17 protein-coding genes and 1 pseudogene are annotated in these 20,657 nt (G+C 50.8%); 10 read left to right on the top strand and 8 right to left on the bottom strand.

The genetic code is table 11. From position 1 onward, the window contains the following. Nucleotides 1–20: 20 nt before the first annotated feature. The 4 genes and pseudogenes from OGX66_RS09860 to OGX66_RS09845 form a co-directional block, all read right to left on the bottom strand. Nucleotides 21–359: a hypothetical protein gene (locus OGX66_RS09860; RefSeq protein ID WP_003847324.1), complete on the bottom strand. Its 339-nt coding sequence runs from the start codon at nt 357–359 to the stop codon at nt 21–23. Continuing rightward, nucleotides 356–1,999, bottom strand: coding sequence for a type VI secretion system tube protein TssD (gene tssD / locus OGX66_RS09855; RefSeq protein ID WP_071684922.1), 1,644 nt, complete (start codon nt 1,997–1,999; stop codon nt 356–358). The genes OGX66_RS09860 and tssD overlap by 4 nt, the downstream gene beginning before the upstream one ends. 220 nt (nt 2,000–2,219) lie before the next feature. Continuing rightward, nucleotides 2,220–3,503: a citrate synthase gene (locus OGX66_RS09850; protein WP_003831404.1), complete on the bottom strand. Its 1,284-nt coding sequence runs from the start codon at nt 3,501–3,503 to the stop codon at nt 2,220–2,222. 203 nt (nt 3,504–3,706) lie between these two features. After that, nucleotides 3,707–3,817 (bottom strand): annotated as a pseudogene (locus OGX66_RS09845) (hypothetical protein). Between the two features lie 383 nt (nt 3,818–4,200). On the opposite strand from OGX66_RS09845, the gene sdhC reads away from it, so the two are divergent. From sdhC to OGX66_RS09800, 9 genes are all read left to right on the top strand, one after another. Then, nucleotides 4,201–4,605 carry a succinate dehydrogenase cytochrome b556 subunit gene (sdhC, locus tag OGX66_RS09840; RefSeq protein ID WP_003831406.1) on the top strand — a complete coding sequence of 135 codons (405 nt, stop codon included), beginning with the start codon at nt 4,201–4,203 and terminating at the stop codon, nt 4,603–4,605. Continuing rightward, nucleotides 4,599–4,946, top strand: coding sequence for a succinate dehydrogenase membrane anchor subunit (gene sdhD, locus OGX66_RS09835; protein ID WP_003022916.1), 348 nt, complete (start codon nt 4,599–4,601; stop codon nt 4,944–4,946). Before sdhC ends, sdhD begins: the two co-directional genes overlap by 7 nt. After that, nucleotides 4,946–6,712, top strand: coding sequence for a succinate dehydrogenase flavoprotein subunit (sdhA, locus tag OGX66_RS09830; protein ID WP_003022919.1), 1,767 nt, complete (start codon nt 4,946–4,948; stop codon nt 6,710–6,712). The genes sdhD and sdhA overlap by 1 nt, the downstream gene beginning before the upstream one ends. A gap of 15 nt (nt 6,713–6,727) precedes the next feature. Next, the gene (gene sdhB, locus OGX66_RS09825) at nt 6,728–7,444 is read left to right on the top strand and encodes a succinate dehydrogenase iron-sulfur subunit SdhB (protein WP_003022921.1); all 717 of its coding nucleotides are present in this window, start codon (nt 6,728–6,730) and stop codon (nt 7,442–7,444) included. 403 nt (nt 7,445–7,847) lie between these two features. Further along, the gene (sucA, locus tag OGX66_RS09820) at nt 7,848–10,649 is read left to right on the top strand and encodes a 2-oxoglutarate dehydrogenase E1 component (protein ID WP_003022923.1); all 2,802 of its coding nucleotides are present in this window, start codon (nt 7,848–7,850) and stop codon (nt 10,647–10,649) included. 14 nt (nt 10,650–10,663) lie between these two features. Then, complete coding sequence (gene odhB, locus OGX66_RS09815; RefSeq protein ID WP_003022925.1) at nt 10,664–11,887, top strand: 2-oxoglutarate dehydrogenase complex dihydrolipoyllysine-residue succinyltransferase; 1,224 nt, start codon at nt 10,664–10,666, stop codon at nt 11,885–11,887. A 90-nt stretch (nt 11,888–11,977) separates the two neighbouring features. Then, entirely contained in the window at nt 11,978–13,144 is a 1,167-nt protein-coding gene (gene sucC / locus OGX66_RS09810) for an ADP-forming succinate--CoA ligase subunit beta (RefSeq protein WP_003022927.1), read from the top strand. Next, nucleotides 13,144–14,013: a succinate--CoA ligase subunit alpha gene (gene sucD / locus OGX66_RS09805; RefSeq protein ID WP_003022929.1), complete on the top strand. Its 870-nt coding sequence runs from the start codon at nt 13,144–13,146 to the stop codon at nt 14,011–14,013. The genes sucC and sucD overlap by 1 nt, the downstream gene beginning before the upstream one ends. A gap of 225 nt (nt 14,014–14,238) precedes the next feature. Beyond that, entirely contained in the window at nt 14,239–15,129 is an 891-nt protein-coding gene (locus tag OGX66_RS09800) for a PocR ligand-binding domain-containing protein (RefSeq protein ID WP_049014667.1), read from the top strand. On the opposite strand, the gene cobA is transcribed toward OGX66_RS09800, so the two are convergent. Continuing rightward, the gene (gene cobA / locus OGX66_RS09795) at nt 15,108–15,896 is read right to left on the bottom strand and encodes a uroporphyrinogen-III C-methyltransferase (RefSeq protein ID WP_003835432.1); all 789 of its coding nucleotides are present in this window, start codon (nt 15,894–15,896) and stop codon (nt 15,108–15,110) included. The two genes, OGX66_RS09800 and cobA, sit on opposite strands and share 22 nt — an antisense overlap. Nucleotides 15,897–16,301: 405 nt before the next feature. Here cobA and OGX66_RS09790 point away from each other — a divergent pair, with 405 nt between their 5' ends. Further along, complete coding sequence (locus OGX66_RS09790; protein WP_003022936.1) at nt 16,302–17,204, top strand: LysR substrate-binding domain-containing protein; 903 nt, start codon at nt 16,302–16,304, stop codon at nt 17,202–17,204. Nucleotides 17,205–17,286: 82 nt separating this feature from the next. Here OGX66_RS09790 and cobO read toward each other — a convergent pair whose 3' ends face one another. The 3 genes from cobO to glsA are packed head-to-tail and all read right to left on the bottom strand — an operon-like array spanning nt 17,287 to nt 20,613. Further along, complete coding sequence (cobO, locus tag OGX66_RS09785) at nt 17,287–17,889, bottom strand: cob(I)yrinic acid a,c-diamide adenosyltransferase (RefSeq protein ID WP_003847316.1); 603 nt, start codon at nt 17,887–17,889, stop codon at nt 17,287–17,289. Between the two features lie 9 nt (nt 17,890–17,898). Continuing rightward, nucleotides 17,899–19,551, bottom strand: coding sequence for a class I fumarate hydratase (locus tag OGX66_RS09780; protein ID WP_003835428.1), 1,653 nt, complete (start codon nt 19,549–19,551; stop codon nt 17,899–17,901). Nucleotides 19,552–19,611: 60 nt separating this feature from the next. Next, on the bottom strand, nt 19,612–20,613 hold the full coding sequence (glsA, locus tag OGX66_RS09775; RefSeq protein WP_032942734.1) for a glutaminase A: 1,002 nt from the start codon (nt 20,611–20,613) through the stop codon (nt 19,612–19,614). Nucleotides 20,614–20,657 lie beyond the last annotated feature (44 nt).

The following is a 20,657-nucleotide window of genomic DNA, read 5'->3' as shown; positions in this document are numbered from 1 at the left end:
TTTGTTTTCTGAATGCTTATTCAACTTTTAAGACAAAAAGGTAACTGTTCTAAAACTATGTTTAACTTTTCAATTAACTCATTTTTATCCCATCCAGAGGATATTTTTATCATAGGGTGATCCCAGTCACTATTTTGTATCACTTGAATGATAAATTCACCACCTTCTTCAAATGAAGGATACCAACCAATGTCTACAACAACTCCATCATTTAAGGCTAGCTGAAATAAATCTTCATCTAATCGTGTTACCTCTTCCAACTCAGTTTTGTTGAAATCTAAAGCTGATATTTCGTCGTAAATATTCTCTACATTTTCGATATGATAGTTATTTCCTAAAATGCAGTAATTTGTTTTCATTTTGTTAATTTCCTGGCCTCATTTGAACCTATTGGATGAGAGTGAATAGTACCTTGTGATTCTTTGGTAACCACCCATTTCGTTTCCTTTCCTTTGTAAGCGCCTTGGACATTATTGAATTCTTTAACTTTCCAGTTTTGTCCATTAGTTGTTGGAGTACCATTCTCCCATACATCCTGGTCTACAGATTCGATATGGACTTCTGGTTTGAATTTTGCTGGACCAGACTTCGTATTTTTTATCACTTCCTCCCAGGGTCTATTTTTGGAAGGATAGTGCTTATGTCTATGAGTATAAGATGTTTTTCTCTCGCTGAGGTAAACATATATCGGCTGAATGCCTGAATCGGCCGGAAAGACCAGAATATAATCGTTAAAATCGGCGACATCGGGCACAAGGAACGGCGGCGTGGTGTATTCGTTTTTGCCATCCGGGATTGGTGTCACCAGAATGGTTGGCTGATCCAGCGGTGGAACATTGCTACCCGTATGTGTGGGTAAATCGCCGGTCGCAGGATTTTCCGGCGTCCATGTGATTAACGGCCCGTCTGCGTCGTGGGCAGGCGTAAATTCATAGCGATGATGTTCATCGTTCCACAGCATATTCGCGACGCGCACGTTTTCATAAGGAGTACCTTCGCCGGTATGCACGCCGTAGACTTGCGATTTACCGTGAATGTCGGTTCCCCAGAAAAAACGAACCCGGGTGGTGGCAGTGCCACCTACCAGCGCCTTTTTCCGCAGTTCTTCCTCATACCAGAACTCATCACGTCCGGGAACGCGTGCGCTGCCCGTACCCGCGGACGGAATATACAGCGCGGAAGCTAGCGCTCCGATATAAGGAACGCCGCGTGCGGCGCTGAGCATGCCACTGAGTGACCACTCGCCCCACACCTGCGTCAGCCCACCTAAGATCGGCAGCGCGGCCGAGGCTTCTGCGGGCTGTGCATATCCGCAACAATCATCGACGGAAGATTGTGCGAAAACCGCCATCTGTCCGAAGTTTTCAGCCGATTCTTCACGGCTCCCCGCGTCTGTACAGCCTTTTTCTTTCAGACAGGATTTAGCATAGACCGGCGTAACTGCTGGAATGTGTGGTGCAGGGGGAGAAGGGCGTTTCACTATGGGTTTTATCGTACTGACCGGCTGAGGGCGGGGTGGTATAAACAAACGGTTGTACTCAGCAGGCAATGCCAGGTAGTCAAACTCAGTGTTGGCAATCAGGTGTTTGCAAAGAATATAGTCATACGATACTGCAATTTCTTCGGTATCCAGCTCGTTTAGGGCCACATAGGTTTGTATGCTTTTTACCGATGCATTTCTTAATTGAATATAATAGAAGCGTTCCCATCTACCAAATCTGTTTATTCTCCATAAATCAATTTCAATAAACAGACGTTCATTATTATTGATGGCGTTAATCAATAATGGTGTGCTTTTATCAATTAGTTTTGTGAAGTTCAGTAGCTGGGTATTAATACCAGAATCAGTATTAGCTAATCCATTCGAAAGTGAAAAAACGAAAATCTCATCAGGATGGTTTTCCTGCCAGCGATTCCCTACTGACGCGGAAGTGCCGCAGCCGGAAGAAATATTTCCTTGTTGTTCACCTGTTATCTTCAGGTAAATAAGATCGCCCATGCCATTTAATCCAGAGATGTATTTTATAAGGCCGAATTAAATAGCTAATAAATTTAAAAATCAAATTATGCATTGGCGATTGATGCTATATAAAAGGGGGTGCATGTCTGAAATGTATTATGGGACGAATTGGCTGATGAGAATAATATTAATGAGATGAATGCGGTAATTTGAGCAGGGTCTGAGAAAAGCCACCGGAATTACCCGGTGGCCTGAACAATTAACGCTTAATATCAGATTTAAAATCGCGCTTGTCGTAGCCGGTGTACAGCTGACGCGGACGGGCGATTTTCATGCCGTCGGTGTGCATTTCGTTCCAGTGTGCAATCCAGCCAACGGTACGCGCCATGGCGAAGATAACGGTGAACATGGAGGACGGAATCCCCATCGCTTTCAGGATTATGCCGGAGTAGAAGTCTACGTTCGGGTAGAGTTTCTTCTCGATGAAGTATGGGTCGTTGAGCGCAATGTGCTCAAGTTCCATCGCCACTTCCAGCAGATCATCTTTGGTGCCCAGTTCTTTCAGCACTTCGTGGCAGGTTTCACGCATGACGGTAGCGCGCGGGTCATAGTTTTTATAAACACGGTGACCAAAGCCCATCAGGCGGAAGGAATCATTCTTGTCTTTCGCGCGGCGAACAAATTCCGGAATGTGTTTAACAGAGCTGATTTCTTCCAGCATTTTCAGTGCAGCTTCGTTTGCGCCGCCGTGTGCCGGTCCCCACAGGGAAGCGATACCAGCCGCGATGCAGGCAAACGGGTTAGCGCCAGAAGAGCCCGCGGTACGTACGGTAGAGGTTGAGGCGTTCTGTTCGTGGTCAGCGTGCAGGATTAAGATACGGTCCATGGCGCGTTCCAGAATCGGATTCACTTCGTATTTTTCGCACGGCGTAGAGAACATCATGTTCAGGAAGTTACCGGCGTAGGAGAGATCGTTACGCGGGTACACGAACGGCTGCCCGATGGAATACTTGTAGCACATCGCTGCCATGGTTGGCATTTTGGACAGTAGGCGGAAGGCGGCGATTTCACGGTGACGCGCGTTGTTTACATCCAGCGAGTCATGATAAAACGCTGCCAGCGCTCCGGTGACACCGCACATAACGGCCATCGGGTGAGAGTCGCGGCGGAAACCGTGGAACAGACGCGTGATCTGCTCGTGGATCATGGTATGGCGAGTGACTGTGGTTTTGAACTCGTCGTACTCTTCCTGCGTCGGTTTTTCGCCGTACAGCAGGATATAACACACTTCCAGATAGTTGGACTCGGTCGCCAACTGGTCAATCGGGAAGCCGCGATGCAGCAAAACACCTTCGTCACCGTCGATGAAAGTAATTTTGGATTCGCAGGATGCGGTAGAGGTAAAACCTGGGTCAAAAGTAAACATCCCTTTTGAGCCAAGGCTACGAATATCAATAACGTCCTGACCGAGCGTACCTTTCAGCACATCCAGTTCAATAGCAGCATCACCATTTAGAGTGAGTTTTGCTTTAGTATCAGCCATTTACGGTCTCCTTAGCGCCTTATTGCTTAAGACTGCCGGAACTCAAATTTGCCTTCGTGCATCAATAAACCGTTACCAGTTTGTTATTTGGCTCGCCGCTCTGCGAAAGAGGGGATGACCTGGGTACAGAGCTATGGGCGCTTGCAGGTAAAACGGTCTTTTTATGGCGAATAAACTGCAAATCAAGAACTTAGCAATCCGAATTATTTAACCTGTCTATCACTAATAACTGTCCTGAAGGTATTGGTCAATACTTCCACACTGTTACATAACTAAATCTCCGGTGAAAGAGTGACCCCATAACTTTTACGCATTATATGCTTTTTCTGGTGTCGTTTGTAACAACTTTGTTTAATGATTGTCAAATCAGATGATTAAAAATTAAAATAATGTTGTTATCGTGACCTATGTCACTGTTCGGGATAAAACCCGACAAACTATATGTAGGTTAATTGTAATGATTTTGTGAACGTCCTATACTGCCGCCAGGTCTCCGGAATACCCTGCAATCCCGAGCCAACCAGCGTTGTAACGTGTCGTTTTAGCATCTGGAAGCAGTGTTTTATATGACGCGTAGTTATAGTAAGGACGCTGTCTGACCCGCACGCAGACCGGAGGAAGGAAATCCCGTCGTCTTTCAGGCTACAGGTGTCTTCATCTTCTGTACCCGAAGTCTAAAGGGAATAATAAGAACAGCATGTGGGCGTTATTCATGATAAGAAATGTGAAAAAACAAAGACCTGTCAATCTGGATCTGCAAACGATCCGGTTCCCAATCACGGCGATAGCGTCCATTCTCCATCGCGTATCCGGAGTGATCACCTTCGTGGCGGTCGGGATTCTGTTGTGGTTATTGGGTACCAGCCTTTCCTCCCCTGAAGGTTTCCTCACCGCGTCATCCATTATGAATAACTTCTTTGTGGAGTTAATTCTGTGGGGGATCCTGATTGCGCTGGCATATCACGCCGTAATGGGCATTCGCCATCTGTTGATGGATTTTGGCTATATCGAAGAAACCCTCGAAGCAGGGACACGCTCCGCCAAAATTTGTTTCGTTATTATTGTCGTGCTTTCACTTCTCGCAGGAGTCCTCGTATGGTAAGCAACGCCTCCGCATTAGGACGCAACGGCGTACATGACTTCATTCTGGTCCGTGCTACCGCTATCGTTCTGACGTTATACATCATCTTTATGGTCGGTTTCTTCGCCACCAGCGGCGAGCTGACGTATGAAGTCTGGACCGGTTTCTTCTCATCGGCATTCACCAAAGTCTTCACCCTGCTGGCACTTTTCTCCATCTTGATTCATGCCTGGATCGGCATGTGGCAGGTGTTGACCGACTACGTTAAACCTCTGGCTGTGCGCCTGATTCTGCAACTGGCTATCGTTGTTGCGCTGGTGGTTTACGTCATTTATGGATTTGTTGTGGTGTGGGGTGTGTAATGAAACTGCCAGTCAGAGAATTTGATGCTGTTGTGATTGGTGCCGGCGGCGCAGGTATGCGCGCGGCGCTGCAAATTTCCCAGAGCGGGCAGACTTGTGCGCTGCTCTCTAAAGTGTTCCCAACCCGTTCCCATACCGTATCCGCGCAGGGTGGCATCACCGTTGCGCTCGGTAATACCCATGAAGATAACTGGGAATGGCACATGTACGACACCGTTAAAGGGTCGGACTACATTGGTGACCAGGACGCTATTGAATATATGTGTAAAACCGGTCCGGAAGCGATTCTGGAACTGGACCACATGGGGCTGCCGTTCTCTCGCCTCGACAATGGCACAATTTATCAACGTCCGTTTGGCGGCCAGTCGAAGAACTTCGGCGGTGAGCAAGCGGCACGTACTGCGGCAGCGGCAGACCGTACCGGTCATGCGCTGTTGCACACGCTGTATCAGCAGAACCTGAAAAACCATACCACCATCTTCTCAGAATGGTATGCGCTGGATCTGGTAAAAAATGCCGATGGCGCGATTGTCGGTTGTACCGCGCTGTGTATTGAAACCGGTGAGGTAGTTTACTTCAAAGCCCGCGCCACCGTGCTGGCGACCGGCGGTGCTGGCCGTATTTATCAGTCCACCACCAATGCCCACATCAATACTGGTGACGGTGTTGGTATGGCTATCCGCGCTGGCGTGCCGGTGCAGGATATGGAAATGTGGCAGTTCCACCCAACCGGTATCGCCGGTGCGGGCGTTCTGGTCACAGAAGGCTGCCGTGGTGAAGGTGGTTATCTGTTGAACAAACACGGCGAGCGCTTCATGGAGCGTTATGCCCCGAATGCGAAAGACCTGGCGGGTCGTGACGTGGTGGCGCGTTCCATCATGATCGAAATCCGTGAAGGTCGCGGCTGCGACGGCCCGTGGGGTCCGCACGCTAAGCTGAAACTCGACCACTTGGGTAAAGAAGTGCTGGAATCCCGTCTGCCGGGCATTCTCGAACTGTCCCGTACCTTTGCTCACGTTGACCCGGTTAAAGAGCCGATTCCGGTTATCCCAACCTGCCACTATATGATGGGCGGTATTCCGACCAAAGTTACTGGCCAGGCGCTGACTGTGAATGAGCAGGGCGAAGATGTGGTGATCCCGGGACTGTTTGCGGTAGGCGAAATCGCCTGCGTATCGGTTCACGGCGCCAACCGTCTCGGCGGCAACTCGCTGCTGGACCTGGTGGTGTTTGGTCGTGCGGTGGGTCTGCATCTGCAGGAATCTATCGCTGAGCAGGGTGACCTGCTGGATGCGACCGAAGATGAAATCGATGCTTCTCTGGCACGACTGAACCGCTGGAACGGTAACCGTAACGGTGAAGACCCGGTGGCGATTCGCAAAGCGCTGCAAGAATGTATGCAGCATAACTTCTCGGTTTTCCGCGAAGGCGATGCGATGGCGAAAGGTCTGGAAGAGCTGAAAGCGATTCGCGAACGCCTGAAAAATGCCCGTCTGGACGATACCTCCAGCGAGTTCAACACCCAGCGCGTTGAGTGTCTGGAGTTGGATAACCTGATGGAGACCGCGTACGCCACTGCAGTCTCTGCAAACTTCCGTACCGAAAGCCGTGGCGCGCATAGCCGCTTCGACTTCCCGGAACGAGATGATGAAAACTGGCTGTGCCATTCCCTGTACCTGCCAGAATCGGAATCCATGACGCGACGTCAAGTCAATATGGAACCGAAGCTGCGCCCGGCATTCCCGCCGAAGATTCGTACTTATTAATGCGGAGACAGGACAATGAAACTCGAGTTTTCAGTTTATCGCTATAACCCGGATGTTGACGACGCTCCGCGTATGCAGGATTACACCCTGGAGGCGGAAGAAGGACGCGACATGATGCTGCTGGATGCATTGATGCAGCTGAAAGAAAAAGATCCGTCTCTGTCGTTCCGCCGCTCCTGCCGTGAAGGGGTCTGCGGCTCCGACGGTCTGAATATGAACGGCAAAAATGGACTGGCCTGTATCACACCTATTTCTGCGCTGAATCAGCCGGGCAAGAAAATTGTCATTCGCCCGCTGCCGGGTTTACCGGTTGTGCGCGATTTGGTGGTAGACATGGGGCAATTCTACGCACAGTATGAGAAGATTAAGCCTTACTTGTTGAATAATGGGAAAAATCCGCCGGCTCGTGAGCATTTACAAATGCCTGAGCAGCGTGAGAAGCTCGATGGGCTGTATGAATGTATTTTGTGTGCATGCTGCTCAACGTCCTGCCCATCATTCTGGTGGAATCCGGACAAGTTTATTGGCCCGGCAGGCCTGCTGGCCGCGTATCGCTTCTTAATTGATAGCCGCGATACCGAGACCGACAGCCGCCTAGAAGGTTTAAGTGACGCTTTCAGCGTATTCCGCTGTCATAGCATCATGAACTGCGTCAGCGTATGTCCTAAAGGACTGAACCCGACGCGCGCCATCGGCCATATTAAGTCGATGCTGCTCAAACGTAGTGCGTAAGATTTTGTAGTGGTTGCCGGGGAAGTGATTCCCCGGTAGTACAGGAAACCTCTAAAAACTGCCATATGAGTAGTAATAATCGAGATGTTCAGAGCGAGACAAGGCCGCAACGCAGTCGTAGCCTGAACAGCGAAGATTATTAGACAGTTTTTAAAGGTTCCTTAGCGGACGCAGATGACACGACAGTCCGCAACAAGTGAACCCCGGCACGCACATCGGTGTGCGTGGTAGTATCCACGGCGAAATACTCGTCATAGTTCACGTTGCATGTGCGTTGGCTGCACTTGCTCACCCTGGTCACTTACTGGATGTAAGCTCCCTGGGATTCGCAAGCTTGCCACCTTCCTGAAACGCGATCTATTTAGAGTATTAAATAAGCAGAAAAGATGCTTAAGGGATCACGATGCAGAACAGCGCTTTGAAAGCCTGGTTGGACTCTTCTTACCTCTCTGGTTCTAACCAGAGCTGGATAGAACAGCTCTATGAAGACTTCTTAACCGACCCTGACTCGGTAGATGCTAACTGGCGTTCGACGTTCCAGCAGTTACCTGGTACCGGAGTCAAACCGGATCAACTCCACTCAAAAACACGTGATTATTTCCGTCGGCAGGCGTTGATTACTCCACGTTACTCTTCTTCTATCTCCGACCCTGATGCCAATGTGAAGCAGGTTAAAGTCCTGCAGCTCATTAACGCCTACCGTTTCCGCGGTCATCAGCATGCGAATCTTGATCCGCTGGGACTGTGGCAGCAAGAAAATGTGGCCGATCTGGACCCGTCTTTCCACGATCTGACCGATGCGGATTTCCAGGAAAGCTTTAACGTAGGTTCTTTTGCCGGCGGCAAAGACACCATGAAGCTGAGCGACCTGGTTGTTGCGCTGAAACAAACCTACTGCGGCCCGATTGGCGCCGAGTATATGCACATCACCAGCACCGAAGAAAAACGCTGGCTTCAACAGCGCATCGAGTCTGGCCGCGCCGCGTTTAGTAGCGAAGAGAAAAAACGCTTCCTGAGCGAACTGACCGCAGCTGAAGGTCTGGAACGTTATCTGGGCGCGAAGTTCCCGGGCGCGAAACGCTTCTCGCTGGAAGGCGGTGATGCGTTAATCCCAATGCTCAAAGAGATGATCCGCCACGCAGGTAACAGCGGTACCCGTGAAGTGGTACTGGGCATGGCGCACCGTGGTCGTCTGAACGTTCTGGTTAACGTACTGGGCAAACGCCCGCAGGAACTGTTCGACGAATTTGCGGGCAAACATAAAGAACACCTCGGTACTGGCGACGTGAAGTACCACATGGGCTTCTCGTCTGATATCGAAACCGAAGGCGGTCTGGTACACCTGGCGCTGGCGTTTAACCCGTCACACCTGGAAATCGTTAGCCCGGTGGTTATCGGCTCCGTACGTGCACGTCTGGATCGTCTGGACGAGCCGAGCAGCAACAAAGTACTGCCAATCACCATCCACGGCGATGCGGCGGTAACCGGGCAGGGCGTGGTTCAGGAAACCCTGAACATGTCGAAAGCGCGTGGTTACGAAGTGGGCGGTACCGTTCGCATCGTCATCAATAACCAGGTGGGCTTTACTACCTCTAACCCGTTGGATGCGCGTTCTACTCCGTACTGCACCGACATCGGTAAGATGGTTCAGGCGCCAATCTTCCACGTTAACGCGGATGACCCGGAAGCGGTCGCTTTCGTGACGCGCCTGGCGCTGGACTTCCGTAATACCTTCAAACGCGATGTGTTCATCGATCTGGTGTGCTACCGCCGTCACGGCCACAACGAAGCCGACGAGCCGAGCGCAACCCAGCCGCTGATGTATCAGAAAATCAAAAAGCATCCGACCCCGCGTAAAATTTACGCTGACAAGCTGGAAGCGGACAAAGTCGCCACGCTGGAAGATGCGACCGAAATGGTCAATCTGTACCGTGATGCGCTGGATGCTGGTGAATGCGTGGTGAAAGAGTGGCGTCCAATGAACATGCACTCCTTCACCTGGTCGCCGTACCTCAACCACGAGTGGGACGAAAGCTACCCGAACAAGGTTGAGATGAAGCGTCTGCAGGAGCTGGCAAAACGCATCAGCACCGTGCCTGAAGCCGTTGAAATGCAGTCGCGTGTTGCCAAAATTTACGGCGACCGTCAGGCCATGGCCGCAGGCGAGAAGCTGTTCGACTGGGGTGGGGCAGAGAATCTGGCTTACGCCACGCTGGTGGACGAAGGCATTCCGGTTCGTCTGTCGGGTGAAGACTCCGGTCGCGGAACCTTCTTCCACCGTCACGCGGTCATTCATAATCAGGCGAACGGTTCAACCTACACGCCGCTGCAGCATGTGCATAACGGCCAGGGCACGTTCCGCGTATGGGACTCCGTGCTGTCTGAAGAAGCGGTACTAGCGTTCGAGTATGGTTATGCCACGGCAGAACCGCGCACGCTGACCATCTGGGAAGCGCAGTTCGGCGACTTCGCCAACGGTGCGCAGGTGGTTATCGACCAGTTCATCTCTTCTGGCGAGCAGAAATGGGGCCGTATGTGCGGTCTGGTGATGCTGCTGCCGCACGGCTACGAAGGTCAGGGTCCGGAGCACTCCTCCGCGCGTCTGGAACGTTATCTGCAACTTTGCGCTGAGCAAAACATGCAGGTTTGCGTCCCGTCTACCCCGGCACAGGTCTACCACATGCTGCGTCGTCAGGCGCTGCGCGGTATGCGCCGTCCGCTGGTGGTGATGTCACCGAAGTCGCTGCTGCGTCATCCGTTGGCGGTGTCTACGCTGGACGAACTGGCAAATGGCACCTTCCTGCCAGCCATTGGCGAAGTCGATGAACTTGATCCGAAAGGCGTGAAGCGTGTCGTGATGTGTTCTGGTAAGGTTTATTACGACCTGCTGGAGCAACGCCGCAAGAACGACCAAAAAGATGTTGCCATTGTGCGCATCGAACAGCTCTATCCGTTCCCGCATAAAGCGGTGCAGGAAGCGCTGAAACCGTTTGCTCATGTACATGATTTTGTCTGGTGCCAGGAAGAGCCGCTCAACCAGGGCGCATGGTACTGCAGCCAGCATCATTTCCGTGAAGTAATTCCATTTGGGTCAGCTCTGCGTTATGCAGGTCGCCCGGCCTCTGCCTCTCCGGCAGTAGGGTATATGTCCGTTCACCAGAAGCAGCAACAAGATCTGGTAAATGACGCGCTGAACGTCGATTAAATAAAGGATAAATAATGAGTAGCGTAGATATTCTTGTTCCCGACCTGCCTGAATCCGTAGCGGATGCAACGGTTGCAACCTGGCACAAAAAACCGGGCGATGCAGTACGTCGTGATGAAGTACTGGTAGAAATCGAAACTGACAAAGTGGTACTGGAAGTACCGGCATCAGCGGACGGTATTCTTGATGCGGTTCTGGAAGATGAAGGGACAACCGTCACTTCTCGCCAGATCCTTGGTCGCCTGCGTGAAGGCAACAGCACCGGTAAAGAAACCAGCGCTAAGTCTGAAGAGAAAGATTCTACTCCGGCACAGCGCCAGCAGGCGTCTCTTGCTGAGCAGAACAACGATGCCCTGAGCCCGGCGATCCGTCGCCTGCTGGGTGAGCATAACCTCGAAGCCAGCGCTATCAACGGCACCGGTGTCGGCGGTCGTATCACGCGTGAAGATGTTGAAAAACATCTGGCGAAAGCCCCGGCTGCGAAAGCCGAAGCAAAAGCGCCGGCAGCAGCACCTGCACCACAGGCTCAACTGGGCGCGCGTGGCGAAAAACGTGTTCCGATGACCCGTCTGCGCAAACGCGTAGCCGAGCGTCTGCTGGAAGCGAAAAATTCCACCGCCATGCTGACCACCTTCAACGAAGTCAACATGAAGCCAATCATGGACCTGCGTAAGCAATACGGTGATGCGTTCGAGAAACGCCACGGTATCCGTCTGGGCTTTATGTCTTTCTACGTGAAAGCGGTAGTTGAAGCGCTGAAACGCTATCCGGAAGTGAACGCGTCCATCGACGGCGATGACGTGGTTTATCACAACTACTTTGATGTCAGCATGGCGGTCTCCACGCCGCGTGGCCTGGTCACGCCGGTCCTGCGTGATGTGGATCTGCTGGGTATGGCAGACATCGAGAAGAACATTAAAGAACTGGCAGTTAAAGGTCGCGACGGCAAGTTGACGGTTGAAGATCTGACGGGCGGTAACTTCACCATCACTAACGGTGGTGTGTTCGGTTCCCTGATGTCCACGCCGATCATCAACCCACCGCAGAGCGCCATCCTGGGTATGCATGCCATCAAAGATCGTCCGATGGCGGTAGACGGCAAGGTTGAAATCCTGCCGATGATGTATCTGGCGCTGTCTTATGACCACCGTCTGATCGATGGTCGTGAGTCAGTAGGCTTCCTGGTAACCATTAAAGAGTTGCTGGAAGATCCAACACGTCTGCTGCTGGACGTGTAGTTAATAAGAGTATCACCTGCCCCGTAGGTCTGGATGCCTATCAGACCTACGGGTAAAAGATAACGATTACCTGAAGGATGGACAGAACACATGAACTTACATGAATATCAGGCAAAACAACTTTTTGCCCGCTATGGCTTACCGGCACCGGTGGGTTATGCCTGTACTACTCCGCGTGAAGCAGAAGAAGCCGCTTCAAAAATCGGCGCTGGCCCGTGGGTAGTGAAATGTCAGGTTCACGCTGGTGGCCGCGGTAAAGCGGGCGGTGTGAAGGTTGTGAACAGCAAAGAAGACATTCGCGCTTTTGCTGAACACTGGCTGGGTAAACGTCTGGTGACTTACCAGACAGACGCTCATGGCCAACCGGTAAATCAGATTCTGGTTGAAGCCGCGACCGACATTGGTAAAGAACTTTACCTCGGCGCAGTTGTTGACCGTAGCTCCCGTCGCGTGGTCTTCATGGCCTCTACCGAAGGCGGCGTGGAAATCGAAAAAGTAGCGGAAGAAACCCCGCACCTGATCCACAAAGTGGCGCTCGATCCGCTGGCAGGCCCGATGCCTTACCAGGGACGCGAGCTGGCGTTCAAACTGGGTCTGGAAGGTAAACAGGTTCAGCAGTTCACCAAGATCTTCATGGGTCTGGCGACTATCTTCCTGGAGCGCGACCTGGCGCTGATCGAAATCAACCCGCTGGTTGTCACCAAACAGGGTGACCTGATCTGCCTCGACGGCAAACTGGGCGCTGACGGCAACGCGCTGTTCCGCCAGGCTGACCTGCGCGAAATGCGCGACCAGTCTCAGGAAGATCCGCGTGAAGCGCAGGCTGCGCAGTGGGAACTGAACTACGTTGCGCTCGACGGCAACATCGGTTGTATGGTTAACGGTGCGGGCCTGGCAATGGGCACCATGGACATCGTTAAGCTGCACGGCGGCGAACCGGCTAACTTCCTCGACGTTGGTGGCGGTGCGACCAAAGAGCGTGTAACCGAAGCGTTCAAAATTATCCTCTCTGATGACAATGTTAAAGCCGTACTGGTTAACATCTTCGGCGGTATCGTACGTTGCGACCTGATCGCCGACGGTATCATCGGCGCGGTAGCAGAAGTAGGTGTAAACGTTCCGGTCGTGGTACGTCTGGAAGGTAATAACGCTGAACTCGGCGCGAAAAAACTGGCTGATAGTGGCCTGAATATTATTGCAGCGAAAAGTCTGACGGATGCAGCTCAGCAGGTTGTTGCCGCAGTGGAGGGGAAATAATGTCAGTTTTAATTAATAAAGATACCAAGGTTATCTGCCAGGGCTTCACCGGTAGCCAGGGGACATTCCACTCCGAACAAGCGATTGCTTACGGTACTCAGATGGTTGGCGGCGTAACGCCAGGTAAAGGCGGCACCACGCACTTGGGCCTGCCGGTGTTCAACACCGTGCGTGAAGCTGTAGAAGCGACTGGCGCTACCGCCACCGTTATCTACGTTCCGGCACCGTTCTGCAAAGACTCCATACTGGAAGCAATTGATGCTGGTATCAAACTGATTATCACCATCACCGAAGGCATCCCGACGCTGGATATGCTGACCGTGAAGGTGAAGCTGGATGAAGCTGGCGTGCGCATGATCGGCCCGAACTGCCCAGGTGTGATCACCCCGGGCGAGTGCAAAATCGGCATCATGCCGGGCCACATTCACAAGCCGGGTAAAGTGGGTATCGTTTCCCGTTCAGGTACCCTGACCTATGAAGCGGTTAAGCAGACTACCGACTACGGTTTCGGCCAGTCCACCTGTGTGGGCATCGGTGGTGACCCGATCCCAGGCTCTAACTTCATCGACATCCTGAAGCTGTTCCAGGAAGATCCGCAGACCGAAGCGATCGTCATGATCGGTGAAATCGGCGGTAGTGCAGAAGAAGAAGCCGCTGCATACATTAAAGATCATGTAACCAAGCCGGTTGTGGGTTACATCGCGGGTGTGACTGCACCGAAAGGTAAGCGTATGGGTCACGCGGGTGCGATCATCGCAGGTGGGAAAGGTACGGCGGATGAGAAATTCGCTGCGCTGGAAGCCGCAGGCGTGAAAACTGTTCGTAGCCTGGCCGATATCGGCGAAGCGCTGAAAACCGTTATTAAGTAATAAATAAAAAACAGCCCTGACTCTCTGCGTAGTCAAGGGCTGGTCCCGTTTCGACATGGTTGGCCATCTGATGATGGCCTTTTTTTATTTTTAGTTATCTGAATCTTGCAAATTACTCATAATCATCTGCATAAATGAGATTATTTTTTGCGGTGAACATCATTCTTTCTCTTGATTAAATTCTGCATATTACCGGCTTTAATTTCATTAATGCCGGAGGATACCGTGTCGTTGAAAATTCAGGATGATTACCTACAACGTTTTTTCTCAATAGCAAAGGTATTTTCCAGTGCGACTGGATTAGCCACCGTCGTGGTTGATGTTACCGGAAAAATTCTCTCGGATTGTCATAATTTTAATTCGTTCTGCACATTAATGCGGGCGGATGAACGCTATTGTGTGAGTTGTCAAAAGTGTGACAAGTATTGTGCTTTTGAAGGATTAAAACACCTTAAACCCAGAATACTCAGCTGTCATGCGGGGCTAAGTCTGTTTTCTATGCCATTAATTCGCGAGGGGAATCTGTACGGTTTTATGCTCTGTGGGCAGGTGCGGGCAAAATATCAGGAATATAAAACTATCATTATTGATAATGAATACTCATGGATGGATGAACCAAAAATAAAAACTGAATGGAGTAAGGTGGCGGTAGTCGATAATAATACGCTGGTGGCATCAGCAAATTTATTGAATTTTATTATTGATAATTTTGAGACAGAACAACAATCTGATGAGATTGTTATCCCAGCGACCAGTTACATGCGTCATTATTTTACAGAGCCTTCCCGACACGAGAAAAAGCTACTGGCAGCGTTGCGTTATATCGATGAAAATTTGTATGGTGAATTATCCCTTGAATCCGTAGCAGCTCACGTCTGCTTAAGCGCAAACTATTTCAGCCGTTTTTTTAAGAAACGGCAGGGCGTTAACTTTAAAACCTGGGTGAATCAGAAAAAAATGCAAAAAGCGGGGGAGTTATTGCACGATCCCGTTCATTCCATAGACAGCATTGCCCGGAAACTCCAATACGCACAAACCAGCTACTTTTGCCGCGTTTTCCGGGCGGCGCATCAAACGTCGCCCCAGTCTTTTCGTCATGCCAGACTGTCACAGTAAAGGTTTTCTGGCAGCTTGAAGGCTTCAGGGATAAAAGAGAGCCGATCGCTCAGGGTAACCACATCACCAATCACTATCAGTGCAGGGGGAAGGATGTTAGCTTCCTGCGCCTTGCTCAGTAGTGAACCGAGCGTACAGGTCAGTCGGCGCTGATTATCGCGGGTGGCAGACATAATTAGCGCTGCAGGCGTATCTGCTGATTTTCCACCCATCAATAATTCCTCACAGATAAACGCCAGATTGGCGATGCCCATGACGATAACCAGCGTACCATTCAGTTTTGCCAGTTGACGCCAGTCCTGCTGTTGGTTGCCCTCCCGTGTATGGCCGGTCACGACGTGAAATCCCGAGGCGAAATCGCGGTGTGTTACCGGAATCCCGGCATAGGTCAGGCCACCAATGGTTGAGCTGATACCCGGCACCACTTCAAACGGGATGCCCGTCTCGACGAGATCCTCAACTTCTTCAGCCCCGCGTCCAAAAACATACGGATCGCCACCTTTCAGGCGTACAATATTATTGTGAGTTTGGGCATACTGGACAAGCAGCGCATTGATTTCATCCTGGGGTACACAATGGAAGCCTGGGTTTTTGCCGACATTGATAAGCAGGCAATCTGGTAATGCCCATTCCAAAATTTTAGGATTGACCAGCCGATCGTAAATAATGACGTCAGCCTGTTTAATGCACATCATTGCTTTGAGGGTGAGCAATGAAATATCACCGGGACCTGCCCCAACGAGCCAGACCTTTCCGAAAGTTTTCACATTGTGTCCTTTATCACGTCTAACAAAAAAAGGCAGAAACTACATCAAGGAATGATAAAAAGCAGTCGTTTGCCCGTAAGTTATAACGTGAAATTATCCAAAATTATCGCATTGATAATATTGATTAATCTCGCAAAGTTTTTTCTGCAATAAACAAGATGACTTGAAAAATTATTAAGAACTTATTGGCACTATTTGCTTAAGTTTAACCTTATTTAAATTGTGTTTATTGTTTCCCTTAAGTATTATTGGTTAATATTTACCCGTCATCAGTGTGAGTAAATCATGGATTGGATCAATGACATCAATGGATAAAATAAAATATAACTCTCGATGCTTATCTGGGTGTCTTGAATTATTTTTTATAAATTAAACTATTTTTGTACGCTGCAAATGGAAGAGGTTATGAGAGGAAAAATACCCAAGACGGAGTTGCTGGTAACTTTTGAAGTGGTTGCGCGTCACGAAAGTTATACCCGGGCAGCTGAAGAGCTGGCTTTAACACAAAGTGCTGTTTTCCGCCAGGTAAATGCACTGGAGGATTTTCTCAATACCGCGCTATTTAATCACGCCAAAAAACGCATTTTTTTAAATGCGGCTGGCAAACACTATTTAAGCATCGTTAAAGAAACGTTAAATAAGCTTGAACGAGATACGACGACGATAATGACCTGGCAGCCGACGGTACAGGTTATTGAGCTGGCGGTGAATCCGACGTTCAGCACGCACTGGCTGATCCCAAACCTGCGGGAATTTAACAAACTTAATCCTGATATTATCGTGAACATTCATTCCCTGGCGAATATTGGTGATTTTCTCAATCGAGAGTATGACGCGGCAATCATGCGCGAAGACTTTTATTCGCCATGGTCAGGGGTTGAGTACCTGTTTGAAGAGGAGATTCTGCCGGTATGCAGTCGCTGTTTGCTGGCCGAACCGGAACGAAAACTGGCGGTAAACGAATTACTAAACGAATTCCCGCTATTGCACCAAAGCACGCGTATCAAAGGTTGGCAGGAATGGTTTGCGCTGTCAGATGTCAGCAGTCCGCTGGTGAATAAAGGTCCGAGATTTGATTTGTTATCGATGCTGATCGCGGCGGTCCGCTCTAATCTGGGCGTTGCGCTGCTCCCGCGTTTTGCCATTCAGCACGATCTGGACAGTGGCGATATGGTCATTCCTTGCGATGTTCCGATGCGTACCGGAAATCGATTTATTATGACATGGCGTGAAGAAAAATCGGAATCCGAGCATTTACAGATTTTCCGCAACTGGTTGCTCAGTAAGTCCGTAGTATCGGCTGCCTGAGGGTGGCTTATGCCTTATCAGGCCTACAACGATGGGTAGGCCGGATAAGACGCGTTAGCATCGTTATCCGGCAAAAGAACGGCTACCAGTCGATCCCAATCTGTGCCTGAATACCGCGGTCAAACGCGTGTTTGACCGGGCGTATTTCACTGACCGTATCGGCCAGTTCCAGTAACAGCGTATGGCATCCGCGTCCTGTGACGATAACGCTCTGACCGGCAGGACGATTTTCGATGGCGTTGATAACCTCTTGCGTATCCAGATAGTGGTAAGCCAGCATGTAGGTGAGTTCATCCAGCACCACTAGATCGTAATGCGCATCAGCCAGCATGCGCTTACTTTCCTGCCAGACAACCGTTGCCGCTTCGATATCTGCTTGCCGATTTTGGGTTTCCCAGGTAAATCCGGTACCCATAATATGGAATTCGACGCCGAGCGGTTGCAGTGTGTTGTACTCACCATTATCCCACTGACCTTTAATAAACTGCGCGATGCCAACGGTTTTTCCGTGACCCACTGCGCGCGTTGCCGTGCCAAAGGCTGCGGTGGATTTTCCTTTTCCGTTGCCGGTGAAGACAATCAGGATCCCTTTCTTCTCCGTTGCAGCCGCTACGCGGGTATCAACCTGCTCTTTTAGCTTCTGCTGACGCTGACGGTGTCTGTCGTTATTGGCGCGCGCTTCCATGGAAACTCCTTAATGCCCTGCCGGACAAGTTGCGCAGCGATGCTGCTGCTCGAACTGGCTGAAGAAGTTATTACCTTTGTCATCCACTAATACGAAGGCGGGCATATTTTTAACTTCCATCATCCACACCGCTTCCATTCCCAGTTCTGGATATTCAAGACACTGCAGACTCTTCACGTACTGTTGCGCCAGTAGGGCGGCGGCACCGCCAATGCTGCCGAGGCTAAATCCACCGTGTTTGTGACAGGCATCAGTGACCTGCTGGCTGCGGTTACCTTTGGTGAGCATAATGAGGCTGCCGCCTTGTGCCTGGAAAGCATCGACATACCCATCCATGCGCCCGCCGGTGGTGGGTCCCATTGAGCCACAGGCCTGATTTTCCGGGGTTTTGGCTGGACCAGCATAGTAAACGATATGCTTTTTCATGTATTCCGGCATCGGTTCACCGTTATCCAGTCGCGCTTTGATGTTCGCGTGAGCGATATCGCGAGCCACAACGATCGGGCCGCTTAACGACAGACGTGTACCAATGGGCAAGGCGGAGAGATCATGCAGGATCTCGCGCAGCGGACGGTTCAGATCCAGTTGTACGGTCTGGGCGCCGTTTTCTACCCGGTGAGAATCGGGGATAAATTTGCCCGGATTATGCTCGAGTTTTTCCAGCCAGATACCGTGTTTATTAATTTTGGCTTTAATATTGCGGTCGGCAGAGCAGGAGAGGGCCATCGCGATTGGGCAGGAGCCGCCGTGGCGCGGTAAGCGAATTACGCGAATATCGTGGGCAAAGTATTTACCGCCAAACTGCGCCCCGATGCCAAACTCACGGCTGGCATTGAGCAACTCGGCTTCCAGCGCCGTATCACGGAACGCCTGGCCCAGCTCGTTCCCGCTGGTGGGCAGATTATCGTAATATTTGGTTGAAGCCAGTTTGGCGACTTTCAGCGTCTGGTCGGCGGATAAGCCCCCAACCACAAAAGCGATGTGATACGGCGGGCAAGCGGCTGTACCCAGTGATTTCATTTTTTCGATCAGGAACGCGGTGAGCTTTTCCGGCTGCAGAATGGATTTGGTTTCCTGGAATAACGCCGCCTTATTGGCAGAACCGCCGCCTTTGTTGACGAACAGGAATTTATATTCATTGCCCGGCGTGGCGCTGATGTCGATTTGTGCCGGCAGGTTTGTCTGAGTATTGACCTCGGTATACATGTCCAGCGGGGCATTTTGCGAGTAACGCAGATTGTTTTCGGTGAAGGTGGTATACACGCCTTTGCTTAAGGCTTCGGCGTCATCGCCGCCGGTCCAGACATGTTGCCCTTTGCTGGCCACAATGGTTGCCGTCCCGGTGTCCTGGCAGTTAGGCAGTACACCTTTAGCTGAAACCTCTGCATTGCGCAGCAGCTGCAATGCGACGTACTTATCGTTACCGCTGGCCTGTGGGTCGTGCAAAATGCTGGCAATCTGTTTTAAATGTCCGGCGCGCAGGAAAAATGAAGCCTCATAAAACGCCTGCTGTGCTAACAAGGTTAACGCTTCCGGTGCAACCTTGATAACTTCCTCTCCGTCTAACTCCGTTACCGTAACGTGCTGGTTACTGAGTAATTCATATTCGGTACTATCTTTACTCTGAACAAAGAGTTCCTGCCAGACAAATGGTTTAGACATGTTTACTTCTCACCTCTTCGTATTGTTTGCCGGATAAGCAATGTGCCATCCGGCGTAAAGTTATTTGGCTAAAAAGACGTTGGCTTTTGTCGCTTCGGCGACATATTCGATAGTTTTCTGGGCACGAACGCTGTTTCCGGCTTCATCAAGCGGCGGAGAATAGACCGCAATCGCATATTCGCCTGGGACGACGGCAACCATGCCGCCGCCGACGCCGCTTTTCGCCGGAATGCCAACGGTGTACAGCCATTTACCGCTGCCGTCGTAGAGTCCGGCAATTGCCATTTCTGCCAGTACCTGTGGAACATATTTCTCATTCAGCAACTGTTTGCCGTTGAACGGAGATTTGCCTTTGTTCGCCAGTACGGCACCCATTTTGGCCAGTTGCTCAACGGTGATATCCACCGAGCACTGGCGGGTATAAATTTCAACGGCTTCGTCAGTGTTGCCATAGAAGCTGTTATAGGATTCCATCAGTTTGGCCAGCGCCTGATTGTGCTGGTTGGTTTCCATTTCAGATTTGAAAACCGGTTCGTTTACGGTGAGAGTGGCGTCGGCCCAGACGTTCAGGTTGTCGAGGATTTTGTTCCAACGATCGGTTTTGTCTTTGGCTTCAATCAGGCTAACGGTGCTCATGGCCCCGGCGTTTACCAGTGGGTTTTCAGGCGCGCCTTTGGTCAGTTCAACGGCCAAACCTGAGTTGAACGGCATGCCGGTGGCATTGGCGCCAAGTTTATCCAGCACTACCTGTGGACCGTGCTGCTCCATGGCGAGCGCCATGGTGAACACTTTACTCAGGGATTCCATTGGGAAAGGTTTGTTAACATCGCCAACCTGGTAGATCTTGCCGTCCACCGTCGCAATGGTGATGGCAAAATTTTTCGGGCTATAGGTCGCCAGAGCAGGGATGTAGTCGGCGACTTTTCCATCGTTATTACTTTTGTACTTCTGATGAGCCTGTTCTATCAGCTTGGCGTAGTCGGGCGTGGTTTGCGCGAATGTGGTTGCGCTAAACAAGACACTGAAAGAAAAGAGACTCACGCCGAGAATTGTTTTATTCATTATGCATTCCTGTTGGTGTGCTCATCTTGATGCCGGATGGCGGC

Origin of the sequence: Citrobacter sp. Cf072 (assembly GCF_030334485.1) — a bacterium.
GTDB classification, from domain to species: Bacteria; Pseudomonadota; Gammaproteobacteria; order Enterobacterales; family Enterobacteriaceae; genus Citrobacter; species Citrobacter freundii.
This window is presented reverse-complemented; position numbering and strand designations above follow the sequence as displayed.